The following is a 12,532-nucleotide window of genomic DNA, read 5'->3' on the forward strand; positions in this document are numbered from 1 at the left end:
TTAGAAGCAAAATCAAAAGATCGCAGGCTGCGCCAGCTCCTACAGTGGATCGGTGTTGGGTCAGACGCCCGCGATCAACTGCCGAGCCGCCTGGCTGTGATCGGCAATCAACCCCTTGAGGTCCAGCCCCTCGACCTGCCCGTCGATCACTCGCCATTTGCCGCCGACCATCACTCGGTCTGCACGGTCCGCGCCGCACAAGAGCAGTGCCGATACCGGATCGTGGCTGCCGGAGAAGCGCAACTCGTCGAGTTTGAACAGCGCCAGGTCAGCTTGTTTGCCCACGGCGATTTCACCGATGTCGCTGCGCCCAAGCAAACTGGCCGAACCTTTGGTCGCCCAGCCCAGTACGCGCTCTGGTGTGATTTTCTCGGCACCGTAGCGCAGACGCTGGATGTACAACGCCTGACGGGTTTCGAGCATCATGTTCGACGCATCGTTGGAGGCAGAACCGTCCACGCCAAGACCGAGCAACGCGCCGGCATCGGTTAGCTCGATGGTCGGGCAGATGCCGGAGGCCAGGCGCATGTTCGAGCTCGGGCAATGGCAAATACCCGTGCCGGCGGCGCCAAGGCGGGCGATTTCATCCGGGTTGAAGTGGATGCCGTGTGCCAGCCAGGTACGCGGTCCGAGCCAGCCGACGCTGTCCAGGTAATCGACGGTGCGCAGGCCAAAGCGCTGCAGGCAGAAATCTTCTTCGTCGAGGGTTTCCGCCAAATGCGTGTGCAGGCGCACGTCGAGGTTGTTCGCCAGTTCGGCGCTGGCAGACATGATTTGCGGGGTGACGGAGAAGGGGGAGCAGGGCGCCAGGGCGATCTGGATTTGCGCGCCTTCGCCACGTTCGTGGTACTCGGCGATCAAGCGCTGGCTATCGGCCAGGATCACTTCACCTTCCTGTACGGTTTGCTGCGGCGGCAGGCCACCGTCCTTTTCACCCAGGCTCATGGAGCCGCGCGTCAGCATGGCGCGCATGCCCAGTTCGCGAACGCTCTCGACTTGTACATCGATCGCATTTTCCAGGCCTTCGGGGAACAGGTAGTGGTGGTCGGCGGCCGTGGTGCAACCGGACAACAGCAGTTCAGCCAAGGCGACTTTGGTGGCGAGGGCGAGTTTTTCCGGAGTCAGGCGTGCCCAGACCGGGTACAGGGTTTTCAGCCACGGAAACAACGGCTGGTTGACCACGGGAGCCCAGGCGCGGGTCAGGGTTTGATAGAAGTGGTGATGGGTGTTGATCAGCCCCGGCAGGATCACATGCTCGCGGGCATCGAATATTTCATTGCACGGCGCGCAGGGCTGTTGGCCGAGGCCAAGTACTTCGACGATCAGACCGTCTTGCAGCACCAGGCCGCCACGGGCATCGAGGTCGTTGGCTGTAAAAATGGCGAGGGGATTTTTTAACCAGGTACGGGTCGCAGGCATGTTGGCCGGCTCCTCTGAAAGTTGGGTTCAGGGTTGCCAGCTCAGTGTTGCCCTGTCTGCTGATCCAGGGTCGCCGGGGAGGCGAGGTGCCAAGTTTTAATCAAAACGGTGTCGCGGGCAAGCCCGGTCCGACCAGACAACGTAAAACCCTTTTAGGAGCGAGCATGCTCGCGAAAAACGTCCAGACAATGCGGGCCTGCAGAAAGCCCGCGTCATCTCTGGCGTCCATGGCGAGCAGGCTCGCTCCTACACTGGGCGGCGGTGGTTACCAGGGAATGGTTTCACCCCTGTAGTTGATGAAGTGATGCCCGCCCTTGCCGGCATACGCATTCACCTGGTCAATTAGCCCGCGTGTGCTGGTGTCCACATCGATGTCAGCGCCTTCACCGCCCATGTCGGTTTTCACCCAGCCCGGATGCAGCGACAGCACGGTAAGGCTGGTTTCGCCCAACTGCGTGACGAAGCTGTTGGTCATGGAATTGAGTGCAGCCTTGCTGGCCTTGTACAGCGCCAGTTCCGGCGCGTCAGGCATGGTCACGCTGCCCAACACCGAGCTCATGAAGGCCAGCACGCCGCTGTCCGGGCGGATTTGCCCAACAAAGCGTTGCGCCAGGTTGATCGGCGCCACGGCGTTGGTGAAGAACAGTTGGCCAACTTCGGCCAGGGTCGCGCCACCGTTTGGCGTCTGCACCTCAGGGCCTTTGACCCCGGCGTTGACGAACAGCAAGTCAAACACTTCGTCCTTGAGTTTCTGGCTCAGCATGATCACTGCTTGCTGATCGTCCATGTCGAGTTTCTCGATCCGCACCTTGCCCAATGCCTTGAGGGCCTCGGCGTTTTGCGGATTGCGCACGGTGGCGGTCACTTGCCAGCCGTCGGCAAGCAGGGTTTTCACCAGGCCGAGGCCAAGGCCGCGGGAGGCACCGATGATCAGTGCGGTTCTGGACATGTGTGGCTTCCTTGAGGTTCAGGGACGTGGATTCAATGGACAATCTTGTCCAAGCCGATGTTGCAACTCATCGCGCAATGCGGGCCATGCGCGCTTCGATCAGTTTGAGCCTGTCTTGCAGCAATCGTGTGACGGCACTGTCCGGATCGGCGCTGGCTTGGGCTAATTCCCCGATGCGCATCATCACGTCTCTTCGAGGGCTTGACCCTGGAGCATACTCCAGGCTTTAGCCTGGTTGCTCCCGGAAATTGATGGAGCAATATCGATGTGGACTTCAACACAGTATCGCCACCTGGTGCGCGGGCTTATGCCCTGATCCATGGTGGGAGTTCGCTGCTGGTGATTTTTCTGCTGTTTGAATTGATGTGGGGCATTGCTCAAGTGTTGCCAGTGCGGGCCTCTTCGCGGGCAAGCCCGCTCCCACAGGGACTGCGCCAGACACATTAATAGCGGCGCACGCGCCTATGTGGGAGCGGGCTTGCCCGCGAAGAGGCCAGACCAGACAACCACTAATGCCCAGCCTGCCACGGCTGCCCCAATGAAACCGGCGCATACAACCGCGTGCGCACCTTGTCCCTGGACAGCAGCACCAGCACCACAATGGTCGCCACATACGGCAGCATCGCCAGCAAACTCGATGGAATCGCCAGTCCCAGTCCCTGCGCCACCAGGTGCAGGATGCTGGCGAGTCCGAACAGGTACGCCCCCAGCAGCAAGCGCCATACCCGCCAACTGGCGAATACCACCAATGCCAAGGCAATCCAGCCCCGGCCGGCGCTCATGTTTTCCGCCCACATCGGTGTGTAGGCCAGCGACAGGTAGGCGCCGGCAAGTCCCGCCATCGCGCCGCCAAACAACACCGCCAATGCGCGCACGGCCAACACCGGCAAACCCATTGCGCTGGCCGCATCCGGGTTTTCCCCGACCGCCTGGATGATCAGCCCGACGCGGGTTTGCAGCGTCACCCAGGCCACCAGCGCAAACAGCGCGAATGACAGGTACACCAGCAGATCCTGGGCGAACAGCATCCGTCCAATCAGCGGTATCTGGCTCAAATAAGGGAGTGCCACCGGCTCAAAGCCCGTTAATGGTTTACCAACCCACGCCGCACCGACAAAGCTCGACAACCCCACGCCGAAAATCGTCAGGGCCAGCCCCGTGGCGACCTGGTTGGCATTGAAGACCAGCGCCACCAGAGCGAACAACGATGACAACAGCATCCCGGCGAACATCGCCAGTAATACCCCAAGCCACAGGTTGCCGGTGCTGAACGCGATGATGAACCCCATCACCGCGCCAAACAGCATCATCCCTTCCTGGCCCAGATTGAGTACGCCGCTTTTCTCGCAGACCAGTTCGCCCAGCGCCACCAGCAACAGCGGCGTACCGCAGCGAACCATGGCGTAGAAAATGTTACTCAGCAGATCGATATCCATCACAGGGCCCCTACTTGTTGTGGTACGGCGATGGCGGGTGCACGGCGTTTCCTGCGCAGGTTCAAGCGGGGTCGGTAGAGAATCAGCACATCACAGGCCAGCAGGAAAAACAGCATCATCCCCTGGAACAGCTGGGTGATCGCTTGCGGCAGGTTCAAGCTCATTTGCGCACTCTCGCCACCGATGTAAAGCAACGCCATCAACAAGCTGGAAACCAGAATGCCAACCGGGTTCAAGCGCCCGAGAAACGCTACGGTGATCGCCGCGTAGCCGTAGCCCGGGGACACTTGCGGTACCAGTTGCCCGATCGGCCCGGTCACCTCACATGCCCCCGCCAAGCCCGCGAGGCCACCGCTGACCAACAGCACCAGCCAGACCAGGCGTTTTTCTCGAAAGCCGGCGAAACCGGCCGCGCGCTTGTCCAGCCCAAGCACTTTGATCTGGAACCCGACGAAACTTTTGTGCAGCAGCACCCACACCGCCACCAGGGCGAGCAGGGCGAAGTACACGCCAGCGTGAATTCGGCCGTCCTCCATTAACAGTGGCAAGCGGCTGGCGTCACCGAACATCGCCGACTGGGGAAAATTGAAACCCTGCGGATCTTTCAGCGGACCGTGGACGCAATACAACAGCAGGTTCAAGGCGATGTAGTTGAGCATGATGCTGGTGAGGATTTCATTGGCGTTGAAGCGAGTACGCAACCACGCTGTCAGTCCCGCCCACGCGGCACCGGCCAGGGTTCCGGCAAGCAGGATCACGAACAGTGCCCAGCGGCTTTGCACCTCGATGAAGTTCACCGCCAGCACGCTGCCGGCCAAGGCGCCGAGCAGCAGTTGGCCTTCGGCGCCGATGTTCCAGATCCGCGCCTGGTAGGCTACGGCCAGGCCCAGCGCGCAGAGCAGAATCGGTAACGCTTTGACCAGCCACTCGGAGAGGCCGTACAGATCACTGATAGGCGCAACCAACAGCGTATGCAAAGTCAGCAATGGATCGTGGCCCAAGGCGATAAACAGTAATGAGCCACTGCCCAGGGTCAGGACCGCGGCCAACAACGGCGAGCACCACAGCATCAGCCTCGATTGCTGGCCACGCGGTTCAAGAGAAAGCAGCATGAGAACTCCGTTAGCGGGTGGCGTAGGCAGGCAATTGAGGGGCGTCGAACTGGCCGGCCATCCAGCCACCGACATCGGTCAGGCGAGTGTCGACTGTGGCCTTGAGCGGTGATAACCGGCCGCTGCACAAGGCGCCGAGGCGGTCGCTGATCTGGAACAATTCTTCGAGGTCTTCGGAAATCACCAGGATTGCCGCGCCGGCATCGCGCAGAGCAATCAGCGCCCGGTGAATGGTTGCGGCCGCGCCGACATCCACGCCCCAGGTCGGGTGCGCAGCCACCAGCAATTTCGGTTGTTGAAGTATTTCCCGGCCCAGAATGAATTTCTGCAAGTTACCGCCTGACAGGCTGCGGGCCGGTGCATGGGGGCCGGAAGTCTTGACCCCGAAGCGGCGAATGATCTCTTGCGCGAGCGCCTGGACCTTGCTGCGCTGGATCAGCCCCTTGCTCACCAGACCGTGCTGGAATGCGCTGAGCAGGGCGTTGTCCGCCAGGCTCAGATCCGGCACGGCGCCATGCCCCAGTCGTTCGGCCGGAACGAAAGCCAGTCCGCGTTGGCGACGGGCATCGGCACGTAGATGCGCAACCGGTTCGCCGCCAAAGCTGATGGTTGCAGCCTCATTGCGGCGCAGTCGTTCTTCGCCGCTGAGCAACGCCAGCAGCTCATCCTGACCATTGCCGGCGACACCGGCGATGCCGACGATTTCACCGCTGTGCACGGCAAGGTCGATGGCCTTGAGCGAGCAACCGAACGGATCCGGGTTGTGCCACGACAAACCTTGGATGTTCAAAAAAACATCGCTGCCGGCCACCTTCGTGTAATCGTCGATCAACTCCGCCGCTTCGCCAACCATCAGGCACGCCAGTTGCCGATCCGAGTAGTCGGCCGGCACGCAATGCCCCGCGACTCGCCCGCCGCGCAACACGGTTGCGCTGTGGCAAAGCGCGCGCACTTCGGCGAGTTTGTGGCTGATGAACAAAATGCTGCAGCCTTCGGCTGCCAGTCGACGCAGGGTCACGAACAAGTCCTCGGCCTCCTGCGGAGTCAGCACCGAGGTCGGTTCATCGAGAATCAACAGGCGGATGTCCTGCATCAGGCAGCGAATGATTTCCACCCGTTGCCGTTCGCCGATGGACAGGCTGTGCACCCGTCGCTGCGGCTCCAGCGCCATGCCGTAGCGTTGCGACACTTCATCGATCTTGCGTTCGAGCTGGCTGGGCGAGCCTGCCGCCGGCCCCATGGCCAGTGCGATGTTCTGCGCCACGCTCAGGGTTTCGAACAGCGAGAAGTGCTGGAACACCATGCCGATCCCCAGTTCGCGCGCCTGGGCCGGATTGCGCAGGTTCACGGGCTGGCCATGCCAGAAAATCTCGCCAGCATCGGCATGGACGACGCCGTAGATGATTTTCATCAAGGTGCTTTTGCCGGCACCGTTTTCGCCGAGTAACGCGTGGATTTCACCGGGGGCGATAGTCAGGTCGATGGCATCGTTGGCCAGGCAGCCGGGGTAGCGTTTACTGATGTTGCTCAGTTGCAGACGGGGCATTGGATCGGCGGTGGGCATGACAGGCTCGATTCGATTGAATTGATGCCTGTGGATAAAGCAATTTTCTGGCCATCAGGTCAGGAAATATTCTGGGAGTCCGTGTGTCAGGGCATTGCGCTCGGTGCCGGGTTTGAGTTGATCGCGAGCCAGGCACCACTTGAGTGCAAAGCCGTTGATCCGCTCCCGTTTTGCGCATCTGCCTTTGATCAAAAAATGAGCACATGTCCGCAAGCCATGCCCGATATGCAGCCGAGCCAGCCATGAACGGGTTATCCACAGATTGTTCCACAGTATTTGTGCGCAAGCTCGAAGGGTGGGCATAAGCGCGGGGGGGCTTTCTTCTAAAAGTGCTAAACCAACCTAACTGATTGTTTTTATTTGTATTTAGCAATTTTAAAGAGGAAATGGACGAAAAATGAGCAAAGCCCGCAAAGCCGCATGACAGAAGGGTTACAGCGGTATGTGCTCAGGTTATCCACAGGCGGGTGCACAGCAGATGTGGGCAACTAGGGGCTAAGTGAAAAAAGCGCAATGCTCCAAAAGATCGCAGCCTGCGGCAGCTCCTGCAGGGGATAGCGTTCTCCCGGTAGGAGCTGCCGCAGGCTGCGATCTTTTGATCTTGCTAGCGCTGCAACAAAATCCGTCCACGACTTAAGTCGGCGAGTAGAGATTGCAATGTGGCGATCTGCCCCGCACCCACCGCCAATTGCAATTCAACGCCATTGGCCGTGAAATCCTCCTGCACCACCAGTGCGCCGAGTTCCGCGACACGCAGCTTGACCAACGCCAGCTCACTGAACGCACAAGCGCATCGCACCGGCACCCGACTGATCAACTCAACCTTTGGCGCTGCTTGCAGGCACTTGTTGGCACCGCCGCCATAGGCCCGGGCCAGTCCGCCGGTGCCCAGTTGAATGCCGCCATACCAGCGAATGACCAGTACGACGACCTGATCGCAATCCTGTGCCTCGATGGCCGCCAGAATCGGTCGGCCAGCCGTGCCGCCAGGCTCGCCGTCGTCGGTACTGCGGTATTGATCACCGAGCTTCCACGCCCAGCAATTGTGCGTAGCGTTCGGATCGCTGTGTTGGGCGATGAAGGCCTGGGCGTCGGCGGGGCTGCCGATCGGTGCGGCAAAGGTGATGAAGCGGCTTTTGCGAATCTCTTCGCGGTATTCGCAAAAGTCGCTGAGGGTAAAAGGCATAGTGGTCTTAGAGGGAAGGTGTGAGGCCGCAGCCTTTGAGAATGATACGGATCAGATTATTGCCGGCGTCTTCCATGTCCTGCTTGGTCAGCTTGCTGCGTCCGCTGACCCGGCAGATCTGCGTGGCGAAGTCGGCGTAATGCTGGGTGCTGCCCCACAGCAGGAAAATCAGGTGCACCGGGTCGACCGGGTCCATTTTGCCAGCGTCAATCCACGCCTGGAACACCGCGGCACGGCCCTGGAACCAGGTGCGATAGTCCTGGTTGAAATATTCGGTCAGGCATTCGCCGCCACTGATGACCTCCATGGCGAAGATTCGGGACGCTTGCGGCTGGCGCCGGGAAAACTCCATCTTCGCGCGGATATAGCGGGTCAAGGCTTCGGCGGGGTCGTCTTGCGCGGTCAGGGTATTGAAGGTGCTGTCCCATAACTCGATGATGTTGCTCAGCACCGCCACATACAAACCGAGTTTGTTGGTGAAGTAATAATGCAGGTTCGCTTTGGGCAAGCCGGCATTCAGGGCAATGGTGTTCATGCTGGTGCCCTTGAACCCGTGACGGGCGAACTCGTCCTCGGCGGCCTTGATGATGGTCTCTTCGTTTTTCTGACGAATGCGGCTGGCGGGCTTGCCGCTGTGAGCTGGGACTTCAAAGGTCATGGGCACTTCCGATCAAGAGGGGTTGCGGGCCTTGACGTTGATAGCGCACCCACAGGTTCCAGACAAGTCCCGGTAAGAAAAACCCCTGTCAGCGTGTCGCGGCCAAGCTCTCCAGGAAGCTTTCCAGCACCAGGTGCGGACGACGCCCCTTACGCGTGACCGAGGCAAGGCTCAGGTCATAAAAACGCGTATTGGCTTTCAGCGCCCGCAAGCGTCCCTGTTGCACCCAAAGACTCGCATAGTGATCCGGCAGATAACCGATATAGCGCCCGGTCAGAATCAGAAAGGCCATGCCTTCACGATCCGATGCGCTGGCGGTGCAATTGAGCGCTTGATAATGAGCCTGGATGTCCGCCGGCAAACGGAAGGTCGGGGCAATCGCGTCCTGGCTGTTGAGGCGTGCATCGTCCAGTTGCCTGTCATCGACATAAAACAGCGGGTGGCCCACCGCGCAATACAGCAGCGAGCGTTCGCTGTAGAGCGGTTGATACTCCAGCCCGGACAGCGCACTCGCCTGTGGCACCACACCGACGTGCAGTCGACCGTCGAGAACGCCTTGCTCCACTTCGTTGGGCGCGATCATCCGGATCTGAATCTGCACATCCGGTCCGCGCTCCTTCAATTGCGCCAGGGCATGGGTAATGCGCATGTGCGGCAGCGTCACCAGGTTGTCTGTCAGGCCGATGGTCAACTCGCCGCGCAGATGTTGGTGCAGGCCGTTGACCTCGGTGCGGAAACTTTCCAGTGCGCTCAATAGTTGCAACGCAGACTGATAAACCTCGCGACCCTCTTCAGTCAGTGAAAATCCGGCGCGCCCGCGTTGGCACAGACGCAAACCCAGGCGCTGTTCCAGGTCACTCATTTGCTGGCTGATCGCTGATCGACCGATGCCGAGCACGCTTTCAGCCGCGGAGAAGCCGCCGCATTCGACCACGCTGCGAAAGATCCGCAGCAGACGGATATCGAAGTCGCTGACTTGTGCCAGTGGATCGGGGCGGCGGCTGCTCATGCGCTTACTCGATAGTTTAGTGAGGGGCTGACTGAAGGTTAGAAAAGTTGGATTTCACCGACTTTATCTCCGTGGCAACTTAGCTGCAACAGCGGTTTTTAATCCCTACGCGCTTATTGCCTTGCGAGGTTTCACCCATGAACTTGCCTGAAAACGCCCCGACATCCCTGGCCAGCCAGCTCAAGCTCGATGCCCACTGGATGCCGTACACCGCCAACCGCAACTTTCAGCGCGACCCGCGCCTGATCGTTGGCGCCGAGGGCAGCTGGCTGATCGACGACAAGGGCCGCAAAGTCTATGACTCGCTATCTGGCCTGTGGACCTGCGGCGCCGGGCACACCCGCAAGGAAATCCAGGAGGCGGTGGCCAAGCAACTGGGTACCCTCGACTACTCGCCGGGCTTTCAGTACGGCCATCCGCTGTCGTTCCAGCTGGCGGAAAAGATCACCGACCTGACGCCGGGCAACCTGAACCACGTGTTCTTCACCGACTCGGGTTCCGAGTGCGCCGACACGGCAGTGAAGATGGTGCGAGCCTACTGGCGCCTCAAAGGCCAGTCGACCAAGACCAAGATGATCGGCCGTGCCCGTGGCTATCACGGCGTGAATATCGCCGGCACCAGCCTCGGTGGCGTGAATGGCAACCGTAAGCTCTTCGGCCAGGCGATGATGGACGTCGATCACCTGCCGCACACCTTGCTGGCCAGCAATGCGTTCTCCCGTGGCATGCCGGAGCAGGGCGGTATCGCCCTGGCTGACGAACTGCTCAAGCTGATCGAACTGCACGATGCCTCGAACATCGCGGCGGTATTCGTCGAGCCCATGGCCGGTTCCGCTGGCGTACTGGTGCCGCCACAGGGTTACCTCAAGCGCCTGCGCGAAATCTGCGATCAGCACAGCATCCTGCTGGTGTTTGACGAAGTGATCACCGGTTTCGGCCGTACCGGCAACATGTTCGGTGCCGACACCTTTGGCGTTACCCCAGACCTGATGTGCATCGCCAAGCAAGTCACCAACGGTGCCATCCCGATGGGCGCGGTGATTGCCAGCTCCGAGATCTACCAGACCTTCATGAATCAGCCGACGCCTGAATACGCGGTGGAATTCCCCCACGGCTATACCTATTCCGCGCACCCGGTGGCGTGCGCAGCGGGCCTGGCGGCACTCGACCTGCTGCAAAAGGAAAACCTGGTACAGAGCGTCGCCGAAGTCGCACCGCATTTCGAAAACGCGCTGCATGGCCTCAAGGGCACCAAGAACATCATCGACATCCGTAACTTTGGCCTGGCGGGGGCGATCCAGATCGCGCCACGTGACGGCGACGCCATCGTGCGCCCGTTCGAAGCGGGCATGGCCTTGTGGAAAGCAGGTTTCTACGTGCGTTTCGGCGGCGACACCCTGCAGTTCGGCCCAACGTTCAACAGCAAGCCGCAGGACCTGGATCGTCTGTTCGACGCGGTCGGCGAAGTGCTGGGCAAGATCGACTGATTTCTTCTTCTATATACCTACAAAAAACGGGTGCGCGATTTGGGCGCGCCTGTGGACAACTTTTCAGGAGCTTCCATGAGCGTTATTCCACATTTGATCAATGGCGAACTGGTCACCGAGAACGGTCGCGCGGTTGATGTGTTCAACCCGTCCACCGGTCAGGCGATCCACAAGCTGCCGCTGGCCACCCGCGAAACCATCCAGAGCGCTATCGATGCCGCGAAGGCTGCATTCCCGGCTTGGCGCAACACGCCGCCGGCCAAACGTGCCCAAGTAATGTTCCGCTTCAAGCAACTGCTGGAGCAGAACGAAGCGCGTATCGCTCAACTGATCAGTGAAGAACACGGCAAGACGCTGGAAGACGCGGCAGGTGAACTGAAACGCGGTATCGAGAACGTCGAGTTCGCTTGCGCGGCACCGGAAATCCTCAAGGGCGAATACAGCCGCAACGTTGGCCCGAATATCGATGCATGGTCCGACTTCCAGCCGTTGGGTGTTGTGGCCGGTATCACGCCGTTCAACTTTCCGGCCATGGTGCCGCTGTGGATGTACCCGCTGGCGATCGTTTGCGGCAACTGCTTCATCCTCAAGCCGTCCGAGCGTGACCCAAGCTCTACGCTGCTGATCGCGCAATTGCTGCTGGAGGCTGGTCTGCCTAAAGGCGTGCTGAGTGTGGTGCACGGTGACAAGACGGCGGTGGACGCCTTGATCGAAGCACCGGAAGTCAAGGCGCTGAGCTTCGTCGGTTCTACGCCGATTGCCGAATACATCTATAGCGAAGGTACCAAGCGCGGCAAGCGCGTGCAGGCCTTGGGCGGGGCGAAGAACCACGCGGTGCTGATGCCGGATGCAGATCTGGACAACGCCGTCAGCGCACTGATGGGCGCGGCCTACGGTTCTTGCGGCGAGCGTTGCATGGCGATCTCGGTGGCCGTGTGCGTCGGCGACCAGGTGGCGGATGCGTTGGTTGCCAAGCTGGTGCCGCAGATCAAGGCACTAAAAATCGGTGCAGGTACCAGCTGCGGCCTGGACATGGGCCCGCTGGTGACTGGCCAGGCGCGCGACAAGGTCAGCGGTTATGTAGAAGACGGCGTAGCCGCCGGTGCGACACTGGTGGTGGATGGTCGTGGCTTGACCGTTGATGGTCACGAGGAAGGTTTCTTCCTGGGCGGTTGCCTGTTCGACAACGTCACGCCAGAAATGCGTATCTATAAGGAGGAGATCTTCGGGCCAGTGCTGTGCGTCGTACGGGTCAACAGCCTGGAAGAAGCGATGCAGCTGATCAACGATCACGAGTATGGCAACGGCACCTGCATCTTCACCCGTGACGGCGAAGCGGCACGCTTGTTCTGCGACGAGATCGAAGTGGGCATGGTCGGAGTCAACGTACCGCTGCCAGTGCCGGTGGCTTACCACAGCTTTGGTGGCTGGAAACGTTCGCTGTTCGGTGACCTGCATGCGTACGGTCCGGATGGTGTGCGTTTCTACACCCGTCGCAAGGCCATCACTCAACGCTGGCCGCAGCGTGCGAGCCATGAAGCTTCGCAGTTCGCTTTCCCTAGCTTGTAAGTAGAAGGGTAAAGAAGGCCGACCCATAGGGTCGGCCTTTTGTTTTGTGGGCTTTTTGGCCGATATGACACTTTTGTGAAAATAGCGGTTGACGGCAGATTCTGGAAGCCTATAATTCGCCCCACTTCCGGCGCAGTCGAAAC

Annotated in this window: 10 protein-coding genes and 1 pseudogene; 2 read left to right on the top strand and 9 right to left on the bottom strand. The window is 60.2% G+C overall.

The window, feature by feature from the left end:
- Positions 1 to 60 precede the first annotated feature (60 nt).
- The 9 genes and pseudogenes from QLG10_RS21380 to QLG10_RS21420 all read right to left on the bottom strand — a co-directional run bounded on the left by QLG10_RS21380 (position 61) and on the right by QLG10_RS21420 (position 9,333).
- On the bottom strand, positions 61 to 1,419 hold the full coding sequence (locus QLG10_RS21380; protein WP_282487978.1) for an 8-oxoguanine deaminase: 1,359 nt from the start codon (positions 1,417 to 1,419) through the stop codon (positions 61 to 63).
- Positions 1,420 to 1,684: 265 nt separating this feature from the next.
- Entirely contained in the window at positions 1,685 to 2,368 is a 684-nt protein-coding gene (locus QLG10_RS21385) for an SDR family oxidoreductase (protein ID WP_110753169.1), read from the bottom strand.
- A gap of 18 nt (positions 2,369 to 2,386) precedes the next feature.
- Positions 2,387 to 2,522 (bottom strand): annotated as a pseudogene (locus tag QLG10_RS21390) (MerR family transcriptional regulator); the annotation flags it as partial.
- A gap of 355 nt (positions 2,523 to 2,877) precedes the next feature.
- Positions 2,878 to 3,804, bottom strand: coding sequence for an ABC transporter permease (locus QLG10_RS21395; protein ID WP_110753164.1), 927 nt, complete (start codon positions 3,802 to 3,804; stop codon positions 2,878 to 2,880).
- Positions 3,804 to 4,916, bottom strand: a complete 1,113-nt coding sequence (locus tag QLG10_RS21400) for an ABC transporter permease (RefSeq protein WP_110753162.1) — start codon at positions 4,914 to 4,916, stop codon at positions 3,804 to 3,806. The genes QLG10_RS21395 and QLG10_RS21400 overlap by 1 nt, the downstream gene beginning before the upstream one ends.
- Positions 4,917 to 4,926: 10 nt before the next feature.
- On the bottom strand, positions 4,927 to 6,480 hold the full coding sequence (locus tag QLG10_RS21405; protein ID WP_110753160.1) for an ABC transporter ATP-binding protein: 1,554 nt from the start codon (positions 6,478 to 6,480) through the stop codon (positions 4,927 to 4,929).
- A gap of 604 nt (positions 6,481 to 7,084) precedes the next feature.
- Positions 7,085 to 7,666: a YigZ family protein gene (locus tag QLG10_RS21410; RefSeq protein WP_110753157.1), complete on the bottom strand. Its 582-nt coding sequence runs from the start codon at positions 7,664 to 7,666 to the stop codon at positions 7,085 to 7,087.
- Positions 7,667 to 7,673: 7 nt separating this feature from the next.
- Positions 7,674 to 8,324: a TetR/AcrR family transcriptional regulator gene (locus QLG10_RS21415; RefSeq protein WP_020796325.1), complete on the bottom strand. Its 651-nt coding sequence runs from the start codon at positions 8,322 to 8,324 to the stop codon at positions 7,674 to 7,676.
- A gap of 88 nt (positions 8,325 to 8,412) precedes the next feature.
- Entirely contained in the window at positions 8,413 to 9,333 is a 921-nt protein-coding gene (locus tag QLG10_RS21420; RefSeq protein WP_110753155.1) for a LysR family transcriptional regulator, read from the bottom strand.
- Positions 9,334 to 9,470: 137 nt separating this feature from the next.
- Here QLG10_RS21420 and QLG10_RS21425 point away from each other — a divergent pair, with 137 nt between their 5' ends.
- Positions 9,471 to 10,820, top strand: a complete 1,350-nt coding sequence (locus QLG10_RS21425) for an aspartate aminotransferase family protein (protein WP_083350094.1) — start codon at positions 9,471 to 9,473, stop codon at positions 10,818 to 10,820.
- 75 nt (positions 10,821 to 10,895) lie between these two features.
- A complete protein-coding gene (locus QLG10_RS21430; protein WP_020796322.1) occupies positions 10,896 to 12,389 on the top strand; it encodes a CoA-acylating methylmalonate-semialdehyde dehydrogenase in 1,494 nt (497 codons plus the stop codon).
- Positions 12,390 to 12,532 lie beyond the last annotated feature (143 nt).

Origin of the sequence: Pseudomonas sp. V98_8 (assembly GCF_029967975.1) — a bacterium.
In the GTDB taxonomy this organism is placed as follows: Bacteria; Pseudomonadota; Gammaproteobacteria; order Pseudomonadales; family Pseudomonadaceae; genus Aquipseudomonas; species Aquipseudomonas umsongensis.

Bases quoted from the DNA above. Each gene is read 5' to 3' on its own strand.
- QLG10_RS21380 (WP_282487978.1), bottom strand. From the start codon at position 1,419: ATGCCTGCGACCCGTACCTGGTTAAAAAATCCCCTCGCCATTTTTACA.
- QLG10_RS21385 (WP_110753169.1), bottom strand. From the start codon at position 2,368: ATGTCCAGAACCGCACTGATCATCGGTGCCTCCCGCGGCCTTGGCCTC.
- QLG10_RS21395 (WP_110753164.1), bottom strand. From the start codon at position 3,804: ATGGATATCGATCTGCTGAGTAACATTTTCTACGCCATGGTTCGCTGC.
- QLG10_RS21400 (WP_110753162.1), bottom strand. From the start codon at position 4,916: ATGCTGCTTTCTCTTGAACCGCGTGGCCAGCAATCGAGGCTGATGCTG.
- QLG10_RS21405 (WP_110753160.1), bottom strand. From the start codon at position 6,480: ATGCCCACCGCCGATCCAATGCCCCGTCTGCAACTGAGCAACATCAGT.
- QLG10_RS21410 (WP_110753157.1), bottom strand. From the start codon at position 7,666: ATGCCTTTTACCCTCAGCGACTTTTGCGAATACCGCGAAGAGATTCGC.
- QLG10_RS21415 (WP_020796325.1), bottom strand. From the start codon at position 8,324: ATGACCTTTGAAGTCCCAGCTCACAGCGGCAAGCCCGCCAGCCGCATT.
- QLG10_RS21420 (WP_110753155.1), bottom strand. From the start codon at position 9,333: ATGAGCAGCCGCCGCCCCGATCCACTGGCACAAGTCAGCGACTTCGAT.
- QLG10_RS21425 (WP_083350094.1), top strand. From the start codon at position 9,471: ATGAACTTGCCTGAAAACGCCCCGACATCCCTGGCCAGCCAGCTCAAG.
- QLG10_RS21430 (WP_020796322.1), top strand. From the start codon at position 10,896: ATGAGCGTTATTCCACATTTGATCAATGGCGAACTGGTCACCGAGAAC.